This is a genomic window from Streptomyces actinomycinicus (assembly GCF_016741775.1).
GTDB classification, from domain to species: Bacteria; Actinomycetota; Actinomycetes; order Streptomycetales; family Streptomycetaceae; genus Streptomyces; species Streptomyces actinomycinicus.
Genome location: NZ_JAERRK010000021.1, coordinates 43,850 through 69,438, shown reverse-complemented (window position 1 = coordinate 69,438; position 25,589 = coordinate 43,850). Strand labels below are relative to the sequence as shown.

Sequence of the window (25,589 nt, the reverse complement as noted above, 5' to 3'; positions counted from 1 at the left end):
CGGCATCCGTGCCGGATCATGGCGGCATGGCTGCCAACCCGCACGACGCTCTGCCGATCCGGCTCCACGTCGACGACTCCGACTCGCCGTCCGACGTCGTCGACGCGCTGTTCCTCGGCCGTTTCGCGACGGGCGAGCAGCCGTACTCGCACGCCGCGAACATCGACCGGGTGCGCTCGGGCGCGACCCTGCTGCCGGAGGGCGCCCAGGTGCTCCGGGTCGCCCGCGACGACGACCGCAGCGCGACCCTCGCCGAGGGGGACGGCTGGACCCTGCTGGTCTCCCGCTGGAACCGGGGCGCGGACGTGACGGTCACCGCGACCAGCGCGGAACTGGCCGAGCGGATCCTGGACCAGGCCACGGACGGCGCGGCCGACGAGCCGGAACCACAGCCGGAGAACGTGACGATGGGGTTCTGGTACGTCTCCCCGCGGCGCGGCCCGCACCGCACCACCCGCCAGATCTCGGCGGGCACGTGGGACGAGGTGCGGCCCAACTACACGGCGCCGGTGGCGGACGCGATGGACCGCCTGATGAAGACGACCCCCGAGGACATCGCCGGCCGGCTGCTGCTGCTCCACGGCCCGCCCGGCACCGGCAAGACCTCCGCGCTGCGCACCCTGGCCCGTTCCTGGCGCGACTGGTGCCAGGTCGACTGTGTCCTGGACCCGGAGCGCCTCTTCTCCGACGTCGGCTATCTGATGGACATCGCGATCGGCGAGGACGACGGCGCGGGCAAGGGCCGCTGGCGGCTCCTGCTGCTGGAGGACTGCGACGAGCTGATCCGCGGCGAGGCCCGGCACACCGCGGGCCAGGCCCTGTCCCGGCTGCTGAACCTCACCGACGGCCTGCTCGGCCAGGGCCGCAACGTCCTGGTCGGCGTCACGACCAACGAGGACCTGGAGCGCCTGCACCCGGCCGTGGTGCGCCCCGGCCGCTGCCTGGCCCGCATCGAGGTGGGCCCGCTGACCCGCCGGGAGGCGGTCAACTGGCTCGGCGCCGAGGAGGGCGTCGGCCGCGACGGGGCGACCCTGGCCGAGCTGTACGCGCTGCGCCGCGGGACCGCCCCGACATCGGTGCCGGGAGCCCGCGAGGGCGCGGACGCGGGCCTGTACCTGTAGTGCTTTCATGAGGGTATGACCCTGTTCGTCGGCACGTCGGGGTGGCAGTACAAGGACTGGCGGGACCTGGTCTATCCGGCCGGGGTCCCGGCGCGGCTGTGGCTGGAGGAGTACACCCGGCTGTTCGCGACCGTGGAGATCAACAACGCGTTCTACCGGCTGCCGTCGCGGGAGACCTTCGAGGCGTGGCGGGACCGCGTGCCGCCGGACTTCGTCGTCGCGGTCAAGGCCAGTCGCTATCTCACCCACATCAAGCGCCTCAAGGAACCCGAGGAGCCGGTCCACCGCCTGATGAGCCATGCGGAAGGGCTCGGCGACCGCCTGGGCCCGGTCCTCCTCCAGCTCCCGCCCACCCTGCGCGCCGATCCCGCCCTGCTGGACGCCTGTCTGGCCCGCTTCCCGTCCGGCACCCGGGTCGCCGTGGAGCCCCGTCACGACTCCTGGTGGACGCCGGAACTGCGGCGGGTCCTGGAGTCCCGGGGCGCTGCCCTGTGCTGGGCGGACGTGCTGGCCCGCCCGGTCGCTCCGCTGTGGCGCACCGCCGACTGGGGCTATGTCCGCTTCCACCAGGGCCGCGCCCAGCCGTGGCCCCGCTACGGCAGGCGGTCCCTGGAGACCTGGGTGGACCGCATCGCGACGACCTGGTCGGACCAGGAGGACGTGTACGCGTACTTCAACAACGACCCCGGGGGCGCGGCGGTCCAGGATGCGGTGGTGTTCGGACGGGCGGCATCGCGGGCAGGCCTGACGGTCACCCGCACCCCGGAACCCACCAGACTTCCCTGACCCACCCCCCGACTCCCCTCCGGCCACTCCCACGCGGCCACCCCAAGCCGACCTGCTCCCCACCGGCCACTCCCCCAGCGGCCCCTCCCACACCAACCTGCTCCCCACCGGCCACTCGCGTCCCGACGCGCTCCCCGCCGGCTCGTTCCCCGCCGGCTTCTTCTTCGCCGCCGCAACGGCGGTCGGCCACGACGGCGCAGCCCGGCGGTGCCGGACCCTGCCCGGCCCCGGTTCCTCGCCCGGCGCCCCCTACTCCCCGTATGCCGCCCGCAGGGCGTCGCGTACCGCGGTCAGTGCCGCGTCCTCCCCCAGCCCCAGTCGGCGCACCCGCTCCGCATAGGCCTGCGCGGCCGACGACGCCTCCCGTTCCGCGGCCGAGCCGGCGGCAGCCACGAACGTGCCGTTGCGCCCCCGCGTCTCGATCACCCCGTCGCCCTCCAGCGCCCGGTACGCCTTGGCCACCGTGTTCACCGCGAGCCCCAGGGACTCGGCCAGCCCCCGCACGGTCGGCAGCCGGTACCCCACCGGGAGCGTACCGGACCGTGCCTGCTCGGAAATCTGCGCCCGCACCTGCTCGTACGGAGGCGCGCTGTCATCGATGCGGATCTTCAGGCTCACGAGGCCGATTCTCCCGCACCCGCCGGAAAATGAGAGGCAGCCCCGCCTCCCCGCCCCGTACGGTGCCTCACCATGACCGTCCTCGTACGTGATCTACGCCCCGCCGACCAGGCCGACGCCGAGGGCTTCGTCCGCGTCCGTCGCCTCGCCCTCCCGTACATCCTGTTCACGCCGGAGTCGGTCCGGCACACGGCCGTACACAGCCACCCCGGTGCCCGTTACCGGCCGCTGGTGGCGGAGGAGGACGGTGAGGTGATCGGCACGGCCCAGGTCTATCTGGCCCATGACAGCCCGGAACCGGGCCAGGGCTGTCTGAACGTCTACGTCCGGCCGGACCGGACCGGGCGCGGTGCGGGCCGGCTGCTGGTGCAGGCCGCCGAGGAGTACCTGGCGTCCCTGGGCGCGACCAAGCTGTTCGCGTGGGCGCTGGACGAGCCGGCCAACCGGGCCTTCGCCGAGCGGCGCGGCTACCGGCAGGGCCGCAGCGGCTTCTTCCTCCGGCTCGACCTGGCGCACGGCACCCTTCCGCCGCCGCTGGAGGTCCCGGCCGGCGTGGAACTGCGCACCGCCGCCGACTTCGCCGGCGATCCCCGGCCGCTGTTCGACCTGGACGCGGAGACGGTGCTGGACGAACCGGGCGACATCCAGGCCGAGTTCACGGACTACGACGCCTGGCTCGCGCAGACCTGGAACCACCCGCTGCTGGACCGGGAGCTGACCACGGTCGCCTGTGCCGACGGCCGTCCGGTCGCCTTCACCGTGGCCCACACCGACGGCGACACGCGCTACGTCACGGCGATGACCGGCACCGCCCGCGCCCATCGCGGCCGGGGCCTGGCCAAGCTCGCCAAGATCCATGGGCTGCACCGGGCCCGCGCCGCCGGTGTCACCGAGGCCTTCACCGGCAACGACACCGGGAACGCCCCGATGATCGCCATCAACGAATGGCTCGGGTACGAGAAGTGTGCGACGGAGGTGCGCTATGTCCGCGAACTCGGCTGAGCCGGTGAACCGGCTGGAGGTCGTCCTGGTCAAGGCGGGGCGCACGAAGATCCGTTACCCGGCGGAGCTGTTGCACGACGACGGCGTGCGGATCGCCGTGCGTGCTCCCTGGGCGGGCTCCGGGGTGCGCGACTTCGGGTTCGTGCGGTTCGAGCCCGGTGACGTGTTCACCGAGTACTACTGGCGGGACCGCTGGTACTCGGTGAAGGAGGTCCGCGCCGCGGACGGTGCCGTGAAGGGCTGGTACTGCGACGTCACCCGCCCCGCGGTGCTGTCCGGCACCGACCTCGTCGTGGAGGACCTCGACCTGGACCTGTGGCGCTCCGCCGACGGCCGGGACGTACGACGGCTGGACGAGGACGAGTTCGCCGAGAGCGGGCTCGGCGAGACGGACCCGGAGGCTGCGTCCGCCGCAGTGGCCGCCCTGGACACGCTGGAGGCACTGGCGGCCCGCAAGGACGGCTTCACACAGTTGCTGAGCTGACACACCCCGGCCACCGCGGACCGCCCGTCGCCGCCCTGCCCGGGTTCCGGTCCGCGACGCCCGGCCGGGATCCCGCCCGGCGGTCACACCACTGCCGCCACGGTCACCCGGTGCCCCTGTTCGGCCGCGAGGAGTGACATGGTGCCGGTGCCGCAGCTCAGGCCGAGGATGTCGGCGGGGCCGGTGGGCAGCCAGGATCGCAGCCTGGCCGCCCAGGCGGCCCGTACCGCGGGGTCCCGCAGGCCGTGGTCCGGCTCCTCGTCGAAGGATGCGGACAGGGCATCCCAGTCCACTTCCGGGGCGTCTGCAACCGTGTGCCGGTTCTCGCTCGTCATGACCTCAAAGTGACACACGCCACTGACAGTGCGGACGTGACAGCCGCCACTGACAAACCGAAACCGATGAGGAACTCTCCCCAAAAGCGCCTGTCCCCGTGAGAACACGGAACTCGGTGGGCGCTGAAGGAGGCAGCCATGCGCCGCGTGACCGTGCAGAAGCCCCTGAAGAGGACGGACACCCGCCGACTCCGCGAGGAGGCGGAAGAGCGCCCCGCAGGGCGCCCCGAGGTGCGCAAGGACATCGCACGAACCTGGTGGCCCGACGGCTGACGCCTGGACGTCTCGGTCCATCGCACGAACCTGGTGGCCCGACGGCTGACGCCTGGACGTCTCGGTCCAGTGCCGTCTGGACGTCTCGATCCAGCCCTCGGTCCAGCCGTTTGCGGTAGGTGCGGCCGTACGGGCGTCGGCCCGGGGCTCCACGACCACGTATCCGTACCCCGTCGGCGCTGTCGGTCATGCACGCACGGTATCTGCCTGAGCGGAGCCTGAGCGCCTCCTTAAGCGAACCATAAGGATCTCCTCCCACCGCCCTCAGCAGGCGAATTCGCGGTTCTTCGGGGCTAGCTTCTGATCACCCCCACGGGATTCACCCCACCCCACGGACCGTTCCGAGGAGTTCCGCATGTCCACCAGCCGCAAGGCCAGGGCGTCCGCCGTCGCCGTGCTCGGCCTGGCACCGCTCGCCCTGACCGCACTCGCCGCCACCCCCGCGTCCGCGCACGGCTCGATGGGCGACCCCGTCAGCCGGGTCTCGCAGTGCTACGCGGAGGGGCCGGAGAGCCCGAAGTCGGCCGCGTGCAAGGCGGCCGTGGCGGCCGGCGGCACGCAGGCGCTGTACGACTGGAACGGCATCCGGATCGGCAACGCCGCCGGACGGCACCGGCAGCTCATCCCGGACGGCAAGCTGTGCAGCGCGAACAACGCCGAGTTCAAGGGCCTCGACCTGGCCCGCGCCGACTGGCCGGCGACGAGCGTGCGCAGCGGCTCGTACACCTTCAAGTACCGCGTGACGGCCCCGCACAAGGGGACGTTCAAGGTCTACCTCACCAAGTCCGGTTACGACCCGGCGAAGCCGCTCGCCTGGTCCGACCTGGACCTGGCGCACCCGGTGGCGACGGCCACCGACCCGGTGCCCTCGGGCGGCTTCTACACCTTCTCCGGCACGCTGCCCGAGCGGTCCGGCCGGCAGCTGCTGTACGCGGTCTGGCAGCGCTCGGACAGCCCCGAGGCCTTCTACTCCTGCTCGGACGTGGTGTTCGGCGGCGGGAGCGGTGGCGCGGAGGGGGGCGGTGGCGCGGGCGGCAGCACCGGGACCACCTCGGCGCCGACCGCCTCCGCCCCCTCGGACGAGCAGATCGAGGCCGGCAGCGACAAGTCGACCGTCGAGCACCACGGCCACGGGGACGACGACGCCCGCACCTCGGCGGAGCCCACCGCCGGTCCGAGCCGGTCCGCCGTGGCCCCGGCCAGCCGGCCGAAGGCGGCCGGGACCTCGGAGAACCTCGCCGAGACGGGTGCCTCCGCCGGCACCTCGTACCTCGCGATCGGCGGCGCGGCGGCGCTGGCGACCGGGTCGGCGGCGCTGTTCCTGTCCGTGCGGCGGCGCGCGGCGGGTGGCGGCCACCGCCGGTAGGGGTTCCGGGGCCCGTCGGGCGGCTCAGGCCGGACGGGCCCCGGCGGTGGGTCAGCTGAACACCGACGCACAGGTGGTGGCGGTGGCGTGCGCCGGGTCGAGCGCGTTGGCCACCTCGTGGAACGCGATCCGGTCGAGCAGGCCGATCGCGACGTGTTCGGAGAGATCGAGCGAGCACAGGTCCTGGAGCAGGACGTTGTGGACGTCGGAACCGCTCAGGTACTGGCTGCGCCAGGGGGTCGCCACCTCGTCGTACTTGGTGGCGATGACCGTGTAGTGCACTCCGGGGACGGTGTCACCGCCCGCGTTGAGCCTGGTGAGGAAGTCGGAGCCGGGGATCTGGTCGGCGAGGCCGGGGGTGGTGGCCTTGACCAGGTCTTCGGCTCCGGGGAAGTACGGCAGCAGGTTGGTCAGCCCGCTCAGGGTGGCGCCGTGGTTGTCGGGGGCGATGCCGACGAGGGCGTTCACCTTGTCCGCCCCGCCGAGGAACTTCAGGTAGTAGCGGGGCATCAAGCCGCCCTGGGAGTGTCCGACCAGGTCGGCCTTGTCGGCTCCGGTCGCGGCGAGCACCTTGTCGACAAAGGCGGAAAGCTGCCCCGCGGACTTGTCGATGGGCCCGAGGCCGTGGAAGAACGGAACCCCGGGCAGCTGGCCGTAGTCGAGGGAGTAGACGCAGTACGCGCGGCTCTTCAGGTAGGGGGCGAGGCCCAGCCAGTTGTCGACGGAGTTGCCCAGGGTGCCGTGGACGAGGACGACCGGGCGGGGGTGGGCGGCAGAGGGCTTGCAGGAGTAGTCGTTCCACCCGCCCCCGCTCCCGGCCTCGCTCGCCTGGAGGGATCCGCTGTCGGGCGCGTCGGAGGCGCTGGCGGTGGCGGCGGGGACGACGGCGACGGCGGCGGTGAGGAGCAGCGCGGCGAGGGGTCTGAGCACTCGCTTCCAGGGCAGCATCGTGTGATCTCCTTGCGGCTCAAGGGAGGTGCACGGCCTAACCCTGTGATCCGGATCACGGGATGCTGTTCATTCGTCAAGTTACGGGCGAGTAGTGCAAGTGTGAAGTTACGCGTCAGTAAAAACTTCCAGTGATAACCGACGCCCCCCGGCCCGCTACCCGCCCCCGCAATCCCGCCCCCTGACGGGCCGTCACCACGCTGGCTTGATCGGGCCGTGGGGGGCGATCCGCGCCAACCGGCCCCACAGTGCGCGCACTTCACCCTCACCCATCAGCTCGGCCCACCCCCCGACCACGTCGACGGCCGCCTCCTCCGCCGCCCGGGTGCAGGCCCGGCCGCGCTCGGTCAGGACGACCAGCCGAGCCCGTGCGTCCCCGGGATGCGGCCGCCGCTCCGCGTACCCCTTGCGCACGATCTCGTCCACCAGCTGACTCGCCGCCTGCTTGGTCACCCCGAGGTGAGCGGCCAGTTCGGTGGCGGTGGCCCCGCCGGGAGCGAGCCGGGCGAAGGCGAAGCCGTGGGCGGGGCGGATGTCCGTGAAACCCCGGGCGGCCACCCCGTCGTTGATGCGCTGCGTGAGGTCGCCCGCCACGGCGAGCAGGGCGGCGGACAGGGCCATGGCTTCGGAGTTCTGCACAGGGGCATTGAACACCCTTGACAGAACAGTCAAGTAACTTGACCATATAGACAAGCCACTTGACTAGTTGTCTTCACGAACGGAGATCACCCATGCCCGTCGTCCGCTCCTCGCAGGCCGTGACCCATGAGATCCACGGAGCCCGCTTCGTCTCGTACGCCACCCCGCGCTCCGGCAGCAAGGAGCTGTGCGCCTGGCGCGGCGAGATCCCGGCCGGGACCAGGGCACCCGCCCACACCGTCAGCCGGGAGGAGATCTTCCTTCTGCTCGTCGGCGAACTGCTGATCACCCTCGACGGCCGCGCCGAGCGCATCTCGGCCGGCGACACGGTGATCATCAACCCCGGTGCCACCCTGACCGTCGAGAACCCCACCGACCACACCGCGATCTCCTGGGTCACCACCTCCGTCGGCCTGGAGGCACAGCTCACCGACGGCACGACCCTCACTCCGCCCTGGGCCAACTGAGGCTCGGGCGGCCCGGGTCACGCCGCCAGCGCGCCCGGCATCACCGCCCGCGGCCCGAACCTGGCCCGCGCGCGGTCCGCGACCTCCTCGATCCTGCGGACCTTCTCGTCCACGGGATCGAAGGTGAGCTGGCAGGAAGCCTGATCGGCGGGGCCCAGGCCCTCGGCGCGCAGGACGAGCGCGCGGACCCGGGCGCGCTGCAGGCCGAGCGCCTCGTACATGCCGTAGGCCGCCTTCGTCAGGGCCGCCGAGTGCGCGGTCGGCTCCTTCAGAGTGCGGCTGCGGGTGGTCGAGGACCGGTCGGCGTACCGCACGGTGAGGGTCAGGGTGCGGCAGACCTTCTCCACCGCGCGCAGCCGGACACCGATCTCCTCGGCTGCCGACAGCAGCGCCTTGCGGTGCCGGCCGGGGTCCAGCTCGTCGATGCCGAAGGCCCGTTCCGTCACCAGCGACCGCGCGACGGCGTTCGGGACGACCCGGCCGCGGTCGATGCCGCTCGCCTTCTCGCGCAGCTCCCGGCCCGCCTTCGCCCCGACCAGCCGCTGGAGCGTGGACAGCGGCGCGGCGGCGACCCGGCCCAGGGTGTCCAGGCCGTACTCGTTCAAGGTGCGGGCGGTCGCCGCGCCGATGCCGGGCAGCACGGACACCGGCCGCCCGGCGAGGAACTCCGCGATGCCGTCCGGGTCCTCGGGCACCGCGCAGGTCACCCCGGGCCGGGCGGCGCGCAGCGCCACGCGGGCCAGCATCGGCCCTGGTCCGGCGCCGATCACGCAGTCGACGCCGTACCGCGCGAGGGCCCGCACCCGGAGCACCGAGGCCAGCTCCACCGCGCTGCGCCCGAAGTACCGCTCGGCGCCGCGCAGATCGGCCAGCCCCCCGTCCGGTGGCAGCGCCTCCACGACCGGGGTGAACTCCTCGAGGAGGCCGAGCAGTCCCGGCAGGGCCGCCTCGTACATCGGCGGCAGCTGGAAACGTACACAGAGGATGGTCATCCCGCACTCCCCGGACTCTGGTGCCACAACTTCCGTATCGCCGCGGGCCCTTGCGCGGCGTCCTCGCCGGCGGGCCGCAGATCGGCCCAGGGGTGCATCTCGTACCCCGTGGGCATGCGGATCGTCCGGCCCTCCATCGGGTCCCGGGCCGCGGAACCGGCCGGCGCGGGCAGCCCGTCGGAACCGGCGAGCCGGGCCCGGGAGGGTCCGCCGCCGTCTCCCGCCGACGAACCGTCCCCCACCGACGGACCGTTCCCCGACCCGTCCCCCGCCGACGACCCGTTCCGTGCCGACGGCCCGTCCCCCGCCGAGCCGTCGGCTCCGGCCAGGCGGGCCGCGACCCCGTCGAGCCCCTCCTCGTGCCGCACGTCGACCAGTTCGGCGAGGTTCCAGGCGGCGGAGCCGACCACGCTCAGACTGCGCGGGCCGCGCCGCTGCACCACTCCGCGCACCAGCAGCAGCCAGGAGTGGAAGACGGTGTGGGCGCAGGCGTCGTGCGAGTCGTCGAAGAACGCGAGGTCGACCAGGCCCGTACCGTCGTCCAGGGTGGAGAAGATGACCCGCTTGCCGGAACGGATCGGCGGGGTCTGGGTGGCCGCCTTGGCGCCCGCGACCAGCACGGCCTCACCGTGCCGGGCCTCGCGCAGCCGGCGCGCGGAGACCACGCCCAGTTCCTCGAGGAACTCCCGGTGGTCGTCCATCAGGTTGCGCGAGGCGTCCATGGACAGCACGCCCAGCTCGGCACTGAGCTTCTCCGCCGACGTCAGGTCCGGCAGGCCGGCCGGCGCGGTCTTCCGGCCGCCCGCCATCGGGAGCTGCCCGCCGCCACCGCCCCGGGCACCCCGGTGCAGCTCGGTCAGGTGCAGTTGCAGATCGCGCCGGTTGGCGCCGAACGCGTCCAGCGCGCCCACCTGGGCGAGCCGTCCCGCGAGCGGCCGGTTGGGCCGGGCCCGCTCCCAGAAGTCCAGCAGGGAGGCGTACGGCTGCCCGTCCGCGATCCGCTTCGCCTCGGCCTCGCTGATGCCGTGCACGTCGGACAGGGCGAGCCGCAGCCCCCACACCCCCTTGGATTCAGACACCAGTTCGATCCTGTGTGCGACCCCGGAGACGTTCACGTCCAGCGGCAGGATCGGCACCCCGCGCCGCCGGGCGTCGGCCAGCAGCAGCCGCTTCGGGTACATCCCGGGGTCGTGCGTGAGCAGCCCCGCGTAGAAGGCGGCCGGGTGATGCGCCTTCAGCCAGGCCGACTGGTAGGTGGGCACGGCGAAGGCCACGGCATGCGCCTTGCAGAAGCCGTAGGACCCGAAGGCCTCCACGATCTCCCAGGTCCGCTGGATCGTCTCCGCGCCGTACCCCCTGGCCGCGGCCTGCTGCGCGAACCACACCTTGATCCGCCCCTGCGACTCCGGGTCCGACAGCCCGCGCCGCACCCGGTCGGCCTCACCCCGGCCGCAGCCGGTCATGACGGCGACGATGTCGATGACCTGCTCGTGGAAGACGACGACCCCGTACGTCCCCTTCAGCGACTCCTCCAGGTCCGGGTGCGGGTAGCGCACGGGCGCCCGCCCGTGCCGCGCCTCGATGAACGGCCGCACCATGTCGGCGGCGACCGGCCCGGGCCGGAACAGGGAGATGTCCACGACCAGGTCGTGGAAGGTGCTCGGCTGGAGCCGGCCCACCAGGTCCCGCTGTCCCGGCGACTCGATCTGGAAGCACCCCAGCGTCTCGGTGGACCGGATCAGCCGGTACGTCTCCGGGTCCCCGGCCGGCACCGCGTCCAGGTCGATCCGCTCCCCGGCCACCCGCTCCACCTCGGCGACCGCGTGCGCCATCGCCGACTGCATCCGCACGCCCAGCACGTCCAGCTTGAGCAGCCCGAGGTCCTCCACGTCCTCCTTGTCGAACTGCGACATGGGCAGCCCCTCACCGCTGGTCGGCACCACCGGCGTACGGGCGAGCAGGGAGGCGTCGGACAGGAGCACCCCGCACGGGTGCATGGCGATTCCGCGCGGCAGGGCGTCGAGCGCCTCCACCAGCTCCCACAACCTGCCGTACTTCTCCTTCTCCCCCGCGAGCCGCTTCAGCTCGGGCAGCTCCTCCAGCGCCGCACGGGCATCACGCGCCCGGATGTGCGGGAACGACTTGGCCACCCGGTCGATCTCGGCCGGGTCCATGGACAGTGCGGCACCCACGTCACGGATCGCGTGCCGCACCCGGTAGGTCTCCGGCATGGAGACGGTCGCCACCCGCTCCGTACCGAACCGGCCGATGATCGCCCGGTACACCTCGAGCCGCCGCGCGGATTCCACGTCGATGTCGATGTCGGGCAGCACGACGCGCTCCTTGGACAGGAAGCGCTCCATCAGCAGCCCGTGCTCGACCGGATCGGCGTGCGCGATCCCGAGCAGATGGTTGACGAGCGATCCGGCCCCGGAGCCACGCGCGGCCACCCGGATCCCCATCTTTCTTACGTCGTCGACCACTTGGGCGACCGTCAGGAAGTACGAGGCGAATCCGTGGTGGGCGATGATGTCCAGTTCATGGTGCATCCGCTCCCAGTACGCACGCCGGGTGCCGTACCCGAGCCGCAGCATCCCGGCCGTCGCACGCGAGGCGAGCGTCCGCTGGGCGGTGCGCCGGCCGGCGCCGACGAGGTGCGGCTCGGGGAAGTGGACGCTGCCGATGCCCAGGTCGCCCTCGGGGTCGACCCGGCACTCGGCGGCCACGGCCAGGGTCTGCTCCAGCAGCTGGTGAGCGGTGTCCCTCCGGTACCCGGCGGCCTCCACGACCCGCTCGGCGACCCGCAGCATGGCCGGCGCGTCCTTCAGCCAGGCCTCGCCGGAGTCCAGCTCCCCGCGGGGGTCGATCGGCACCAGGCGCCGCGCGGCATCCAGCACGTCGGCGACCGGCCCCTGCCCGGGGTCGGCGTACCGGACGGCGTTGCCGAGCACCGGCCGGACCCCCTGCTCGGCGGCGAAGCCCACGGTACGGGCGGCGAGCCGCAGGGAACCGGCCCCGGTGCCGGTACGACCGTGCCAGACGGCCTCCAGCCGCAGCGCGTCACCGTAGACCTCGCGCCACGGGCCCAGCAGTGCCGCCGCCCGGTCGGGCCGCCCGGCGGCCAGGGCACGCCCCACGTCCGATCCCGGCCCGAGCAGCACCACCAGGCCGTCCCCCCGGTGCTCGGCCCAGGGGAGCAGCGGAGTCCCCCCGTCCGCATGTGCCGCGGAGACCAGCCGGCACAGCTCGGCCCACCCGCGGGCGCCGTCCCCGGCGAGGAAGGTCACCCGGGGAGCCGACTCGTCCACGAAGGCACCACCGCGCACCGGCGTCCGCCGCCGCTCGGGCCGTACGGCCTCCCGCGCCGCCACCGCCAGGTCCACCCCGAAGAGCGGACGGACGCCCACCCCGGCACAGGCCTTGGCGAAGCGCACCGCGCCGGCGAGGGTGTCGCGATCGGTCAGGGCGAGGGCGTCCATGCCCCGCTCGGAGGCACGCTCGGCCAGCCGCTCCGGATGAGACGCCCCGTACCTCAGGGAGAACCCGGAGACGGTGTGCAGATGCGCGAAGCCCGGCACACACACCTCCCGCACTTGTGAGCCCCGAACGACTCTCGAACATCAGTTCCAACTCCCCCACCCCCACCATACCCCCATTCTCGAACGTGTGTACGACATCTGCGATAGGGCCTCCCACCTGCGCAAACTTCCCCACGGCGACACGTGACACGGCGACACGGCGCGAGCCGCGCATCCCGCTTCCGCGACCGGCACCCGCCACCCGCGTCGCGGCGAGCCCCCGCGCCCGGGAAACGCGGAAGCCCCGCCCCGGACGGTCCGGGACGGAGCTTTGCGCGAACAGACGGATCAGCCGATCCGGGACCCCGTGGCGGACAGGGCCTCGGTCACGGGCTGGAAGAACGTCTCCCCGCCGGAGGCGCAGTCACCGCTCCCCCCGGACGTCAGCCCGATGGCGCTGCTCCCGGAGAACAGCGAGCCACCACTGTCCCCGGGCTCGGCGCACACATCGGTCTGGATCAGACCGGTGACCGTGCCCTCGGAGTAGTTCACGGTGGCGTTCAGGCCGGTGACCGTGCCGGAGTGCACCCGCGTGGTCGAGCCGCTGCGGGTGACCTTCATGCCGACGGTCGCCTCGGCGGCCCCGGTGATCTTCTGGGCGGAGCCGTCGTAGAGGTCGACCTCGCTGGGGTGGTCCACCTGAGCCGTGTACTTGACCAGGCCGAAGTCGTTGCCCGGGAAGCTGGACCGCTCGTTCGTGCCGATGGTCCGGCCGGAGGAGTCCGACCAGCTGGAGATGGACTCGGTGCAGTGCCCGGCGGTCAGGAAGTACGGCTGCCCGTCCTTGACCACGTTGAAGCCGAGCGAGCAGCGCCCACCGGAACCGGTGATGGCGTCGCCGCCGGCGATGAAGGGCTTGAACTCCCCGCGCGACCGCTTCAGCTCGGCCTTGCCGCCGAGCCCGTCCACCACCTTGCTCAGCGTGGCCCACTCGGTGCCGGACACCGTCCGGTCGGCGGTGACGACGACCTTGTTGCCGACCGGGTCGGTGGCCCACGAGGTACCCGGTACGGCCGCGTCCCGCTGCAGGGTCGCGCGCGCCGCACCGAGTTCGGCGAGCGAGTGGGCGACGATTCTGGCCTTCGCCCCGGCCGCCTCGACGGTCCGTGCCGCGCCCTGGTCGAGCACGTTGACGACGAGGTTCTTCGTCCGGGCGTCGTAGTAGCTGCCCGCGGCGCCGGCGCCGAGGTCACCGGTGAGACCGGCGGCGAGCTTCCCGGCCGCCGGAGCGGACAGAACGCGCAGCTGCGGAGCGGCCTTCGCGGGCTCGCTGGCGTTCGCACTCTGCAAGGTGACACCCGCTGCGACCAGTGCGGCGATACCCGCGCCGGCCACGGCGGCCCGCCGCCCGGATATGCGTCGGTGCTTCAACTCACGTCCTCCTGTGGGGGGTCGGCCGGGCAGGTTGTGGGGACCCGACGGGCCGAAAGGCTGACTGACGGGCGCCCACTCTTCCGAACCGTGCGGGGAGCACACAAGGCCGACTTCAGGACGCGCGCGAAGAGGACTTGCGCGCCTCTTCCCCGCTGCAAACTACGCACAAGTAACCACACCCACCCGTCAGACCTGGCTGAAAATCGCCCCCTTGAGGGTGTGCGCATCACGACGGAGCCCCCGCACGCGGGGCGCGTGCGGGGGCTCGGCGGTGCCGGCTGCGAAGGTGTCAGGGCAGGGTGACGCCGTAGTAGCTCAGCGCCTCGGTCACCGGCTGGAAGAAGGTCGTGCCGCCGGAGGTGCAGTTGCCGCTGCCACCGGAGGTCAGACCGTAGGCGGTGGACCCGGAGTAGAGCGGGCCGCCGCTGTCGCCGCCCTCGGCGCAGACCGTGGTCTGGATCAGGCCGTAGACGATGTCACCGCCGCCGTAGTTGACGGTGGCGTTGAGCGCGGTGACCCGGCCGCTGTGCGTGCCGGTGGTGGATCCGCGCCGGTAGACGGTCGTTCCCACGGACGGGGTGGCCGCGCGGCTGATGGTCTGGCTGCCGACCGCGCTCGGGTGCGCGATCGAGGAGTTGGTGTAGCGGACCAGCGCGAAGTCGTTGCCCGGGAAGCTGTAGCCGACGTTGGTGCCCAGCACCGTGGTCTTGCTGGAGTTGCTGTACCAGGTCGAGGCGACCTCGCCGCAGTGGCCTGCGGTCAGGAAGTAGTACGTGCTGCCGCTGTGCACGTTGAAGCCGAGCGAGCAGCGGTACTGACCGCCGTAGATGGCGTCGCCGCCGGTGATCAGCTTGTTGAACTTGCCCGGCGTGTGCTTGATGACGAGCGCGCCGGCGTTCGTGCCGGCCCGCTTCTTGATCGTGGCGATCTCGGCCTTGGACACCGTGCTGTCGACGGTGACCACGACGCGGCCGGACTTGCCGTCCACCGCCCACGCCGTACCGGCGACGTCGGCCTTGAGGACGGAGTCGCTCGCCTTGGCGAGCTGGGCGGCGCTGAACGTGTGGGCGTCGCTGGCGTTCGCGGTGGGGGCGGCGAACGCGGCTGCGGCCAGGAAGCCGGCGGCCACGGCGGTCAGCCGGGTCCGTCTGGCGGTGCCGCTGCGGGGAGTGGTGCGCTTGTTCCTCACGTTTCGTTCCCTCCAAGGGAAGTCGGGGGCCCGCGTGGGGTCGGGGCCCGTGAGGCGCAGCCAGGAGCCGACCGGATTCGAAATATGCATGCCCCTGACAAGCGCTGGGGGGAGTATTCGGCCGAACGGCCGGTCGGCACAAGGGTGCCTTTCGGCCGTCGGCCCGGAAGCACCCGAACGCCGCAGGGGGAGGGCACTCATGGGCGTACCGGTGCCGACCGGCGGCGGCTTCCCCGGTCCCCGGCCGCCGAACGGCTCCCCAGGCCCAGGTGCTCGCGCAGGGTGCTGCCCGGATAGAAGGTGCGGAACAGGCCACGGTGCTGGAGCAGGGCCACCGTGCCGTTGACGAGCCGCTCCAGGTCCCGGCGCGGTTCGACCGGTACGAGGTGGAAACCGTCGGTGACGCCGTCCGCGTGCCAGGCGGCGATCAGCTCCGCGAGAGCGACCGGCCCGCCCCGGTACAGCGGGCCCTCCACGGCCGGCCGGCCGCCGGGACCGCCTCCGCCCTCCCCGGGTTCCCGGCCCCGCCCGGCGACGGGGAACTCCCGTCCCGGCTCGGCCGCGTACTCGCCGTCGCCCAGATCGACCAGCAGGCTCACCAGCACCCGCAGTTCACCGGGCGCCCGCCCGGACGAGCGTGCCTCCTCCCGCAGCAGATGCCGCGTCTCGGCAGCCGAGGCCGGGGTGGCGGCCCGTACGAGGGCCACGTCGGCGTACCGGGCGGCGACCGTCCGGGCCCGGGCGTCGGTGGCGTCGACTACGCGGACCTGGTCCCCCTGCGGCGGCCGTGGCAGGCCACCCTCGAAACGCCAGCCGACCCTGCCCGGATCCGGGCCGGCCACACCCGCAGGGTCCAGACCCGCGACACCGGCACCGGCCCGGCCGGCCGCACCGGCACCGCCCCGGCCGGCCGCACCGGCCCACGTCCGTAACGGTTCTGTGCCGGTGCCCACGCCGAAACCGGTGCCGGTGCCCGCACCGAAACCGTTGCCGTCGCCATTGTCAGTGCCGTCGCCGTTGTCGTCCCCGTTGCCGTCGCCGTTGTCCGTGCCGTCGGCTGCGACCCTCGGCACCAGCCCGATCCGCCGTGTCGCGGATGCCACCCGGGACAGCGGGCCGAGCGCGCCGGGCGCGGGCCAAGGGGCGAAGGAGTCGTCCAGCGTCACGAAGTCCAGTCCGCCGCGCTCGGCGAGCCGGGCCAGTTCGATACAGGACACGGTGTCGGGCACGAGGGGGTGATCGAGCGCGGCGGCCAGGTGCACCAGCCCGCCGCCGTACCGCGCGCTCACGGCACCCTCACCGGGGAGGCGTTCAGGAAGGCCAGCACCGCCCGTGCGGTCGCGTCGTTCTGCCGGAACGCCGGTCCGCCGGTGCGGGGGCGGGTGAACGCGCCCGGGGTGCGGGCGCCGGTGTAGGGGCCGAGGGCGAAGCGCCGGGGATGGGGGCGCCCGGCGCCGTCGAGGATCCGGCCGTCGCGGGGGTCGACCCTGAGCAGCCCGCCGGGGGTCGCGGCGGCGCCGTCGGCGTGCAGCTCGCGCAGCAGGCTGTTCCGGGCACGGGCGATCGTGGGCTCGGGCAGCCGCGCCTCGACCAGTGCCCGGGCCGCGACGGAGAACCCCGGCACGGTGGGGCTGGTGGCCCGGAACACCCCGTCCTCGGCGGTGACGGACATGCCGGCCCCGACGAACCGGAGCACCCCGGCCCGGGACAGGGCGAGCATCTGCCGCAGCCGGGGGCCGGGCGGTCCGGACGCCAGGTAGCTGAAGAACCCGTGCCACCAGGGTCCGGTGTCCCCGAGCCGCACGAGCTGGCCGTAGACGGAGAGCAGCCCGAGGAAGACGCCCAGGTCCTGGCTGTGCGCCGGGTCGTGACGGCGGGTCAGGTCGGCCTCGATGTAACCCCTGAGCCCGTCCTGGAAGTCCTCGTGCGAGGCGTACCGCAGGCCGTCCAGGGGGCGGTCGAGCGCGGTGAGGTCGAGCCGGTCGGCCGGGTCCGGCACGGCGGCGGCGACCAGCGCCCGGCTCTCGGCGGGGCCGCCGGCCGCCGCGTACTTCTCCTCGAAGTCGGCCCAGGCCATCGCCGTGCGCCCGGGGTGGGCTGCGAACAGCCGGTGGTAGTGGGCGAAGCCCAGCTCCTTCTCGACCAGGGGCCACACATCGCGCCGGAAGTCGAATCCGCCGCGCCGGGCGAGCAGTTCGTCCACCTCGGCGGAGCCCAGGAAGCGCGGCAGCGGGGGCCGGTCGCCGGTCCAGTCGTAGCCGATCTTCGAGTGGTACGGCACTCCGCGCCGCGAGCCGGCGTACAGCACCGGCTCCCGCCCCGAGGGGACGTAGGTCTCCCCCTCGTACCGGCCGCCGCGTCCCTCGGTGAGCAGCACCATCAGGTCCACGAAGGCCAGCCCGAAGCCGCGGACGAGGACGGGCTCGCCGGGCCGCAGCGCCGCGAGGTCGCTGTCGGCGGTGAAGTCGGGCGGCAGGTGCACCAGCCCGTGCTCCCGGGCGTACGCGGTCAACGCGGCCTGCTCCGCGTCGGGTTCGGCGTCCAGGTGGCCGAGGGTGAGGATCACCAGGTCGGCCAGGAGCGGGCGGGCGCGGCCCTCCAGCCATACCTGCTGGCGGCCCCCGCGCGGTCCGCCGACCCGGAGGGCGCGCCGGGGGTGGTGGTGGACGGTGACGCCCCGGGGCAGGGCGGCGAGGGCTCTTTCGTAGACCCAGTGCAGATACCGGCCCGCGAGCCGCCGGTCGGGGAAGGTGCGGCCGTCCAGCCCGGCCCACTCGTGCAGGGTGGGCCCTTCGCGTACCGGGCCCGCCATGGCCACCGTCTCGTCGGTGAACATGGTGACGTCCTCGGCCTGCGAGTTCATCCACAACAGCGGCGACTGCGCCTGCCGCCAGATGCGTCCGCCGCCCGGCGGGTGGGGGTCGACCAGGTGGATGTCCAGGCCCGGACCGTCGTACGGCTCGGGCGCGTTCGCGGCGAGGCGTTCGAGGATGCCCGTCCCCCGTGGCCCGGCTCCGACGATGACCAGCTGCTGCCTCATCGGGCGTCCTCCGTGTCCCACGCACCGCGCTCGCCGGCGCTGTGCCGGCCGCCGCCGGGCGAGGAGGCGGCCACCGCGGGGGTGGCGGACACCGGCCGCGGGATCGCCTGTGAGGTGCGGTGGGAGACCGGCCGCGGGATCGCCCGAGGGGTGCGGTGGGAGACCGGCCGAGTGGAGAACTGCGGGGCGAACACAGGGTCGGCGGCGGCGATGACGCTGAGGACCGAGGTGCCCGTGAGGGTGTCGGATGACATGCGAAGGCTCCGTGACGCGGGTAATCGTCGGAACGGGGTGATGCCTTCACACGGGTGCGCAGCACGGTGCGCCTACGGCCGAGCCCCTCAGCAGGGCCGTGCACAGAGAGTACGGGGGCGTTTCTGTTCACTGTCAAGGCTGTCCGGACTGTGAGCCGTACGTCTCAACTCGGTTGACGGGAAACCGGATGCCTGTTCCACTTGCCCCATGCATCCACAGCAGTGGCTGGTCACCCGCTCCCACATCGACTTCGGTCGCGTGTGGTCCTCTTCCTGTTGAGCCGACCCCCTGCTGCACGCCTGCCTGTCGCAGGCGTATGTGCGTTCTCCCGCAGTTCACGCCTTCACACGCACCCCCCTCCCCTCGCGTTTCCGCACACCCTTCCGCGCCAGGAGACCGCCATCCGATGCGTACGCCTAGCAGCCGTCACAAGGGCAGCAGCAGTCGCAGCCGTCGCACCCGCCGGGGCAGGAACAGTCGCACCAGGTGCAGCAGCCGTTCCGCTTCTTGCGGGACCACGGCCCCTCGTACTCCTCGGCGCAGCACATCTTGCAGGTGCAGAAGACCGCGAAGAAGGCCCCGCAGCCGGCCCAGAACCCGCGCCGGCCCTTGGCGGGGCCGGGTTCTGATCCGCCCCCGAAGCCACCACCGCCCCCGCCTGTGCCCCCGCCGAACCCACCGCCGCCCCCGGCATAGGGGTTTCCGCCCGCATAGGGGTTCCCGCCTCCGTACGGCCCCCCGGCGCCCTGCGGACTCCCGCCCGCGTACGGCCCCTGGGGCACTCCCACACCGTACGGCCCCTGCGGCGCGGCCCCCGGCTGGTGCGCGGAGCACACCGGTGCCGTGCCGAACGCCCGGTCCACCGAGCGCGGCAGTTCGTGGACGAGGAGGAGGTGGACGAGTCTGCTGTCGCTGAACTCGGCCGCGCGGAGGGCGAGCCGGATGCCGTGCAGGGCGTCGTCGGCGAGCCGGCGTGCCTCGGCGAGGGACGTGCCGGTGGCCGTGAGCGGGTTCCAGGCACCCGACACCGCGTCACGCTGCCGGTCCTCGACGGCGTCGAGCAGATGCGCGAGCCGTCCGAAGAGCCGTCCGGCCTCCGCCAGCGGCTCGGCGTTGCCCGGCCGCGCGGCCAGCAGCGCGGTGTGGGCGAAGGCGGCGGCCGTCGCGGTCTCGGTCGGCTCGGTGACGGTCAGGATCGGGGTGCCGGGGCCGGCCAGGGTCTCGATGCCGAGCTGCCGGTCGACGGCGTCGACCAGGAGGCCGGTGTCGAAGCCGACCGCCGCCCCGCTGTACTCACCCGCCCGTCCCCAGCTCGCGGCGACCCGGCGCGCGGCGGCGGCGACGGGCCTGCGGGCCAGCAGCCCGTCCCGGTCGGCGACGTGGTCGCGCACCTTCGCGGAGGCGAGCACCAGTGAGACGGCGGCGGCGAGCCGCGCCCCCTCCCCCTGGGCTACGGACGCGGTCCGCATGCCGCGCAGCGCGCACGGGCCCGCCGTGCGGCGGCCACCGCTCACCGGCCCGGACTGAGCCTCCGTCAGAACCGATATGAGAAGTCCGTCATAATTTGTGACAACTCTTGCGAGCTGACCGTGGTCGCGACGCAGGGCCAGACAGAGCCCGCACAAATGCGCCATCCAGTCGGCTTTGAGACTCTCGCCGAGCCGGTGGGAACAGGGCCTGACGATTCCGAACACAACTTCCCCCGTACTGTGGTACGACGTTGGGATTCACCCAGACGCACCGCGCTTCACCCGTCCGCCGCGAACAATCATATTTCACTCTCGGTCAGCAGCCGTATGAGTCGCGGCCCTTGGGGCACAAGGACTCTCGACGGATCCGCTGTGCACCAGTACCGTCACAAACCCCCCGCGCGGCGTCTATCCACTTGGCGCGCCGTCCGCATCATGGATGACCATAGGGATGCGGAAAGCAAGAAGGACCGCTGTGAGAGGAGGCGTCCATGGGATCGGTACGCAAGGCGAGTGCGTGGCTCGGCCTCGTCGACGACAACGATGACGAGCGCTACTACGACGACGACTACTCCGAGGGCACCGAGTCCGGAGACGCCTGGGTCACCGACCCGCGGGTGAAGGTGGCCACGGACACGGCCGAGGAGAAGGGCCGCCGGATCGGCACGGTCACCCCGGACAGCTTCCGGGACGCCCGCGCCATCGGCGAGCTGTTCCGGGACGGCGTCCCGGTCGTCATGAACCTCACCGGCATGGAGCCCGGCGACGCCAAGCGGGTCGTGGACTTCGCGGCGGGGCTGACCTTCGGCCTGCGCGGCACCATCGAGCGCGTGGCGAACCGCGTCTTCCTGCTGACGCCCGCGAACACGGAGATCGTCAGCGGCGAGCCCGCCAGGCACCGCGAGGACGGTTTCTTCAACCAGAGCTAGGGCAGGGCCGCACACCGGCCCTGTCCCCTTCGGCCGTTCTCACCGGAAGGCGTCGAGTCCGGTGAGCGCCTTGCCCAGCACGAGCTGGTGCATCTCCACGGTGCCCTCATAGGTGAGCACCGATTCCAGGTTGGTCGCGTGCCGCATCACCGGGTACTCGAGGGAGATCCCGTTGGCACCGAGGATCGTCCGCGCCGTACGGCAGATCTCGATGGCCTCGCGGACGTTGTTCAGCTTGCCGAAGCTGACCTGCTCGGGACGCAGCCGGCCGGCGTCCATCCGCCGCCCCAGATGGTGGGCGAGCAGAATCCCCTTGTGCAGTTCGACCGCCATGTCCGCGAGCTTGGCCTGGGTGAGCTGGAAGCCGCCGATGGGCCGGCCGAACTGTTCCCGCGACTTCGCGTAGTCGAGGGCCGCCTCGAAGCTGCTGCGCGCGGCACCCATCGCACCCCAGACGATGCCGTAGCGGGCGTGCGAGAGACAGCTGAGCGGTCCGCGCAGACCGGCGCCCTCGGGCAGCACCGCGGTGGCGGGCAGCCGGACGTCGTCCAGGACCAGTTCGCTGGTGACGGAGGCGCGCAGGGACCACTTGTGCTTGATCTCAGGTGCCGAGAAGCCGGGGGCGCCGGCGGGCACGACGAAGCCGCGGATGCCCTCCTCGGTCTGCGCCCAGACGACGGCGACCCCGGCGACCGAGCCGTTGGTGATCCACATCTTGCGGCCGTTGAGGACCCAGTCGTCGCCGTCCCGCTTGGCGTGGGTGCGCATGGAGGCGGGGTCGGAGCCGTGGTCGGGCTCGGTCAGGCCGAAGCAGCCGATCACCTCGCCGGCGGCCATCCGCGGCAGCCACTCCTGCTTCTGCTCCTCGCTGCCGAACCGGTGGATCGCATACATCGCGAGGGAGCCCTGCACGGAGACCAGCGACCGGATGCCCGAGTCGGCCGCCTCCAGTTCGAGGCAGGCGAGGCCGTACTGCACGGCCGTCGCGCCCGCGCAGCCGTATCCGGTGAGCGACATCCCGAGGGCGCCGAGGGAGCCGAGTTCGCGGGCGAGGTCCCGGATCCCGGGCAGCTCGCCCTTCTCGTACCAGTCGGCGACGAAGGGCAGCACGCGGTCGGCCGCCCAGCTGCGGACGGTGTCCCGGACGGCCAGGTCCTCGGGCTCCAGCAGGTCGTCGATCCCCAGCGGGTCGGCGGCATCGAACGGGGGCAGCTTCGCGGACGCGGACATGGAACACCCTCCGGGACACTGGACGTCGACAAAACTAGCAGCGCTAGTCACGGCTCTCCGGCCGACGTTACGGTGCAGTGTCCCGCACGTCCAGAGGGGTCAGGCGGTGACCCGCGACTTCCCGGCGGCCACCTCGGCCGCCCGCGGCCCACCGGCTTCCGCCGCCCGCGGCCCACCGGCTTCCGTCTCCCGCGGCTGACCGGCTCCCGCCTCCGACTCCCGCGGCGCCGGCAGCACCGGTTCGGCCCCGGCGGGCTCCTCGCCGCACTGCATGATCCGGGGCAGCCGCAGCGCCATCCCCGCGCCCAGCAGCAACAGACCCGCGCTCACCAGCAGGGTCACGTGCAGGCCGTGCACGAAGGAGTCCTGCGCCGCCCGGCGCAGGGCGGCCCCGGCCGTCCCGCCGAGGCGTCCGGCGACCTCGTAGGCCTCGCCGAGCGAGTGCCCCGCCGCGTCCGACGCGTGCGGCGGAACGCCCGGCACGGAGCGCAGACCAGGGGTGTAGGCCGCGTTCATCACGCTGCCCAGCAGCGCGATGCCGATTCCGGCGCCGAGTTGGTACGACGTCTCGCCGATCGCCGCCGCGCCGCCGGCCTGGTCCGCCGGAGCCTCGCTGAGCATGGACTCGTACGCGCCGAAGAGCGTGGTCTCCAGGCCGAAGCCCAGCAGCACGAACCCGGCGAGCAGCAGCGGGGTGTTGTCCGCAGCGCCCATCGCCGTGAGGGTCAGCACCGCGGCCGCCGTCAGGCAGAACCCGAAGCACACCATCCGGCGCGGCCCGAACCGGCGCAGCATACGCGCGCCCGCCAGGCCCGCCGCCATGGCCGCGACGGTCAGCGGCAGCAGCCTCAGACCGGTCTCCAGCGGCGACAGACCGAGCACCAGCTGCAGGTACTGGGCGGCGATCAGCTCCAGGCCGACCAGCGCGAGCATGGCCAGCACGATGCAGCCGACCGAGGTGATGAACGCGGGACGGCGGAACATCCGCAGATCCACCAGCGGGTGCGGGAGGCGTCGCTGGCGTCGTACGAAGAAGAGCAGGAGCGCCGCGCCGGCCAGCAGCGGCACCAGGGTGAGCGGGCTCGTCACCGGCTCACCGCCGCCGAGCCGCTTCACGCCGAGCACCACGCCGAAGAGCCCGGCCGCCGCCATCAGCGCGCCGGCGACGTCCCAGGGTCCGTTGCGGTCGCCCCGGGACTCGGGCAGCAGGATCCGGCCGACCGGCAGGCTGACCAGCATCAGCGGGATGTTGACCAGGAAGACCGCGCCCCACCAGAAGTGCTCCAGCAGGAAACCGCCGAGCAGGGGTCCGACCGCCGCGCCGACCGCCGCCACCGCGCTCCAGATACCGATGGCGAGGGCGCGCTCGCGCCGGTCGGGGAAGACCTGGCGGAGGATCGACAGGGTCGCGGGCATGATCATGGCGCCGCCGACGCCGAGCAGCGCGCGGGCCAGGATGAGCATCTCGGCGGTCTGGGCGAACGCGGCCGCGGCTGAGGCGATGCCGAAGAGGCCGTAGCCGAGCAGCAGGACGCGTCTGCGGCCGACCCGGTCGCCGAGGGTGCCGAAGAGGATCAGCAGCGAGGCGCAGACCAGCGGATAGACGTCGACGATCCAGAGCAGTTCTACGGCGCCGGGCCTGAGGTCCTCGGTGACGGCGGGGACCGCCACGTGCAGCACGGTCGCGTCGAGGGCGACGAGCAGCAGGCTCACGCAGAGGACGACGAGCACGACCCAGCGGTTGGCACCGGCCCCGGCCGTCCGACGGCGCGGCCGTACGGCAGCCGTGGTCGTCCCGGACATGTACGTACCTCCCAGATGATCCCTCGCGTGGGGCGGACCGACGGGGTGGGGACTCCCTGTCGTACGGCCGGAGAGGAGCGGTGTCTCCGGCCCGCGCGAACCCACGCGGGTGACTCGTCAGCGTACGCGAGTTCACCGCACGGTCACGTGGCGGACCTCTCACACGCACGAGGGAACCCATGTGGCGTACGCCACGTCGCCCACTCTTGACCACGCCCCGGCGGCCGGTCCGGTTCTCCGGGCCGTCGATAATCGAGCCCGTGACCGAACTTGCGACGCGCGTGGCACCCCCGCACGCCCCCCTTCTGCGCCGGGCGGCTCCGGCCCTTCTGGGCTATGCGGCGGTGCGCGTCTTCGCGCTCGCCGTGCTGGCGGTGTGGAGCACCGCGCGCGGCAAGAGCGCGTACACCTTGCTCACCGCCCGCTGGGACTCGCTGTGGTACACGCGGATCGCCGAGCTGGGTTACGGCTACGAGGTGCGGCTGCCGAACGGGGACGTCCACTCCAACCTGGCGTTCTTCCCGCTGCTGCCGTGGCTGGAGCGGCTGCTGCACGCGGTCACCCCGCTGTCGTACGCGGGCGCCGGGTTCGTGGTGAGCCTGCTGGCGTCTCTGGCCGCCGCGGCGGGGATCTTCGCGGTCGCGGACCGGGTGTACGGACCCCGGGTCGGGATCTGCGCGGTGCTGCTGTGGGCGGTGCTGCCGGTCGGCGTCGTGCAGTCGATGGCGTACAGCGAGTCGCTGTTCACGGCGCTGGCGGCCTGGTCGCTGTACGCGGTGCTGACCGGGCGGTGGGTGAGTGCAGGCGCGCTGGCCGCGCTGGCGGGGCTGACCCGGCCGGTGGGAGCGGCGGTGGTGGCCGCCGTGTGGGTGGCAGGGGTGATCTCGTTCGTGCGAGAGCGCGGCGCGGAGTGCACGCCGGGCGCGTGTGACGGCGAACACACCCCCGGCGCACCGACCGTCACACGAGCCCCTCTGCCCCCAGCGGGCGCAACCTTCACCCCGCACGCCCCCGCGGGGCGCCGTGCGCTGGGCCTGCTGCTCGCTCCGCTCGGCGCGGCCGGGTACGTCCTGTGGGTCGGCCGGCGCACGGGCCGGGGCCCGCTCGGCTATCTGGACGTGCAGGCCGGATGGCGCAACGGGTTCGACGGGGGCTACGCCTTCGCCTGTTTCGTGGCCGACAAGTTCACGTCATTTCCGTCGGCGCTCGCCGGTCTCGGCCTGACCGTCGGCGTCGCCCTGCTGATCTGGCTGTACGTCAGCGGGGTCCGCGGGCGACAGCCGGTCGAACTGCTGGTGTACACGGGTGTGGTGCTCGCGCTCGCCCTGTGCGCGTCGAGCTACTTCGGCTCCAAGCCCCGGCTGCTGATGCCCGCCTTCCCCGTGCTGCTGCCGCTCGCCTGCGCCCTGGCCCGGCTGCGCACGTCACGGTCCGCCCTGGTCACGGCCGGGCTGGCGGTCGCGGCGGCGGTCTACGGGGCGTTCTGGCTGAACGGTTCCGGTCCGCCATGATCGACTCGGTCGGCCGATGACGCCCGGGAGAATTGCGCTCAAGGTGCGGGTTAACGCATTCATAAGCGCCATATAAACAACACCAGGCGTACTCAAAGGAATTGCCGTGAGTGGCCTCCAGGGATTGCGGAAACCCCGGAATTCGGCACGTCCTTGAGAGGTTTCCCACATCACATCGTC

The 25,589-nt window shown here is 72.8% G+C and carries 22 protein-coding genes and 1 pseudogene; 9 read left to right on the top strand and 14 right to left on the bottom strand.

Features of this window, described 5'->3' with window-relative positions; all coding sequences use genetic code 11:
• Positions 1-26: 26 nt before the first annotated feature.
• Positions 27-1,121: a DUF5925 domain-containing protein gene (locus tag JK359_RS30435; RefSeq protein WP_201842434.1), complete on the top strand. Its 1,095-nt coding sequence runs from the start codon at positions 27-29 to the stop codon at positions 1,119-1,121.
• A 15-nt stretch (positions 1,122-1,136) separates the two neighbouring features.
• On the top strand, positions 1,137-1,907 hold the full coding sequence (locus tag JK359_RS30430; RefSeq protein WP_201842432.1) for a DUF72 domain-containing protein: 771 nt from the start codon (positions 1,137-1,139) through the stop codon (positions 1,905-1,907).
• Between the two features lie 249 nt (positions 1,908-2,156).
• On the opposite strand, the gene JK359_RS30425 is transcribed toward JK359_RS30430, so the two are convergent.
• A complete protein-coding gene (locus JK359_RS30425) occupies positions 2,157-2,525 on the bottom strand; it encodes a GntR family transcriptional regulator (RefSeq protein ID WP_201842430.1) in 369 nt (122 codons plus the stop codon).
• Between the two features lie 72 nt (positions 2,526-2,597).
• Between JK359_RS30425 and JK359_RS30420 the strand changes: the two genes are divergently transcribed.
• Positions 2,598-3,527, top strand: coding sequence for a GNAT family N-acetyltransferase (locus tag JK359_RS30420; protein WP_201842428.1), 930 nt, complete (start codon positions 2,598-2,600; stop codon positions 3,525-3,527).
• The gene (locus tag JK359_RS30415) at positions 3,508-4,011 is read left to right on the top strand and encodes a ribonuclease FAU-1 family protein (protein ID WP_201842426.1); all 504 of its coding nucleotides are present in this window, start codon (positions 3,508-3,510) and stop codon (positions 4,009-4,011) included. Before JK359_RS30420 ends, JK359_RS30415 begins: the two co-directional genes overlap by 20 nt.
• Positions 4,012-4,112: 101 nt before the next feature.
• Here JK359_RS30415 and JK359_RS30410 read toward each other — a convergent pair.
• A pseudogene (locus tag JK359_RS30410) lies at positions 4,113-4,346 on the bottom strand (class I SAM-dependent methyltransferase); the annotation flags it as partial.
• Positions 4,347-4,484: 138 nt separating this feature from the next.
• On the opposite strand from JK359_RS30410, the gene JK359_RS39975 reads away from it, so the two are divergent.
• Positions 4,485-4,619 (top strand): hypothetical protein, encoded by a 135-nt coding sequence (locus tag JK359_RS39975; RefSeq protein ID WP_269139052.1) that lies wholly within the window; start codon positions 4,485-4,487, stop codon positions 4,617-4,619.
• A 355-nt stretch (positions 4,620-4,974) separates the two neighbouring features.
• A complete protein-coding gene (locus JK359_RS30405; RefSeq protein ID WP_201842424.1) occupies positions 4,975-5,985 on the top strand; it encodes a lytic polysaccharide monooxygenase auxiliary activity family 9 protein in 1,011 nt (336 codons plus the stop codon).
• 51 nt (positions 5,986-6,036) lie between these two features.
• Here JK359_RS30405 and JK359_RS30400 read toward each other — a convergent pair whose 3' ends face one another.
• Positions 6,037-6,933: an esterase/lipase family protein gene (locus JK359_RS30400; RefSeq protein WP_201842423.1), complete on the bottom strand. Its 897-nt coding sequence runs from the start codon at positions 6,931-6,933 to the stop codon at positions 6,037-6,039.
• Positions 6,934-7,125: 192 nt separating this feature from the next.
• On the bottom strand, positions 7,126-7,572 hold the full coding sequence (locus JK359_RS30395) for a MarR family winged helix-turn-helix transcriptional regulator (protein ID WP_201842421.1): 447 nt from the start codon (positions 7,570-7,572) through the stop codon (positions 7,126-7,128).
• A gap of 92 nt (positions 7,573-7,664) precedes the next feature.
• On the opposite strand from JK359_RS30395, the gene JK359_RS30390 reads away from it, so the two are divergent.
• Entirely contained in the window at positions 7,665-8,039 is a 375-nt protein-coding gene (locus tag JK359_RS30390) for a cupin domain-containing protein (RefSeq protein WP_201842419.1), read from the top strand.
• Positions 8,040-8,056: 17 nt separating this feature from the next.
• On the opposite strand, the gene JK359_RS30385 is transcribed toward JK359_RS30390, so the two are convergent.
• The 8 genes from JK359_RS30385 to JK359_RS30350 all read right to left on the bottom strand — a co-directional run bounded on the left by JK359_RS30385 (position 8,057) and on the right by JK359_RS30350 (position 20,161).
• Positions 8,057-9,031, bottom strand: coding sequence for a DNA polymerase Y family protein (locus JK359_RS30385; protein WP_201842417.1), 975 nt, complete (start codon positions 9,029-9,031; stop codon positions 8,057-8,059).
• Positions 9,028-12,609, bottom strand: coding sequence for a DNA polymerase III subunit alpha (locus tag JK359_RS30380; RefSeq protein ID WP_201842415.1), 3,582 nt, complete (start codon positions 12,607-12,609; stop codon positions 9,028-9,030). The genes JK359_RS30385 and JK359_RS30380 overlap by 4 nt, the downstream gene beginning before the upstream one ends.
• Before the next feature lie 288 nt (positions 12,610-12,897).
• On the bottom strand, positions 12,898-13,980 hold the full coding sequence (locus JK359_RS30375) for a S1 family peptidase (RefSeq protein ID WP_201842413.1): 1,083 nt from the start codon (positions 13,978-13,980) through the stop codon (positions 12,898-12,900).
• A 292-nt stretch (positions 13,981-14,272) separates the two neighbouring features.
• Positions 14,273-15,172 (bottom strand): S1 family peptidase, encoded by a 900-nt coding sequence (locus JK359_RS30370; RefSeq protein ID WP_201842411.1) that lies wholly within the window; start codon positions 15,170-15,172, stop codon positions 14,273-14,275.
• Positions 15,173-15,369: 197 nt separating this feature from the next.
• The gene (locus JK359_RS30365; RefSeq protein WP_201842409.1) at positions 15,370-16,461 is read right to left on the bottom strand and encodes an LLM class oxidoreductase; all 1,092 of its coding nucleotides are present in this window, start codon (positions 16,459-16,461) and stop codon (positions 15,370-15,372) included.
• Entirely contained in the window at positions 16,458-18,212 is a 1,755-nt protein-coding gene (locus tag JK359_RS30360) for an FAD/NAD(P)-binding protein (RefSeq protein ID WP_201842407.1), read from the bottom strand. The genes JK359_RS30365 and JK359_RS30360 overlap by 4 nt, the downstream gene beginning before the upstream one ends.
• A complete protein-coding gene (locus tag JK359_RS30355; RefSeq protein WP_201842405.1) occupies positions 18,209-18,466 on the bottom strand; it encodes a hypothetical protein in 258 nt (85 codons plus the stop codon). The genes JK359_RS30360 and JK359_RS30355 overlap by 4 nt, the downstream gene beginning before the upstream one ends.
• A 417-nt stretch (positions 18,467-18,883) precedes the next feature.
• Positions 18,884-20,161 carry a DUF5685 family protein gene (locus tag JK359_RS30350; RefSeq protein ID WP_201842403.1) on the bottom strand — a complete coding sequence of 426 codons (1,278 nt, stop codon included), beginning with the start codon at positions 20,159-20,161 and terminating at the stop codon, positions 18,884-18,886.
• Positions 20,162-20,427: 266 nt separating this feature from the next.
• Here JK359_RS30350 and JK359_RS30345 point away from each other — a divergent pair, with 266 nt between their 5' ends.
• Positions 20,428-20,865, top strand: a complete 438-nt coding sequence (locus JK359_RS30345; RefSeq protein WP_201842401.1) for a cell division protein SepF — start codon at positions 20,428-20,430, stop codon at positions 20,863-20,865.
• A 39-nt stretch (positions 20,866-20,904) separates the two neighbouring features.
• On the opposite strand, the gene JK359_RS30340 is transcribed toward JK359_RS30345, so the two are convergent.
• Entirely contained in the window at positions 20,905-22,095 is a 1,191-nt protein-coding gene (locus JK359_RS30340) for an acyl-CoA dehydrogenase family protein (protein ID WP_201842399.1), read from the bottom strand.
• A 99-nt stretch (positions 22,096-22,194) separates the two neighbouring features.
• Positions 22,195-23,898 (bottom strand): MFS transporter, encoded by a 1,704-nt coding sequence (locus JK359_RS30335; RefSeq protein ID WP_201842397.1) that lies wholly within the window; start codon positions 23,896-23,898, stop codon positions 22,195-22,197.
• Between the two features lie 260 nt (positions 23,899-24,158).
• Between JK359_RS30335 and JK359_RS30330 the strand changes: the two genes are divergently transcribed.
• Positions 24,159-25,409 carry a glycosyltransferase family 39 protein gene (locus tag JK359_RS30330; RefSeq protein ID WP_201842396.1) on the top strand — a complete coding sequence of 417 codons (1,251 nt, stop codon included), beginning with the start codon at positions 24,159-24,161 and terminating at the stop codon, positions 25,407-25,409.
• Positions 25,410-25,589 lie beyond the last annotated feature (180 nt).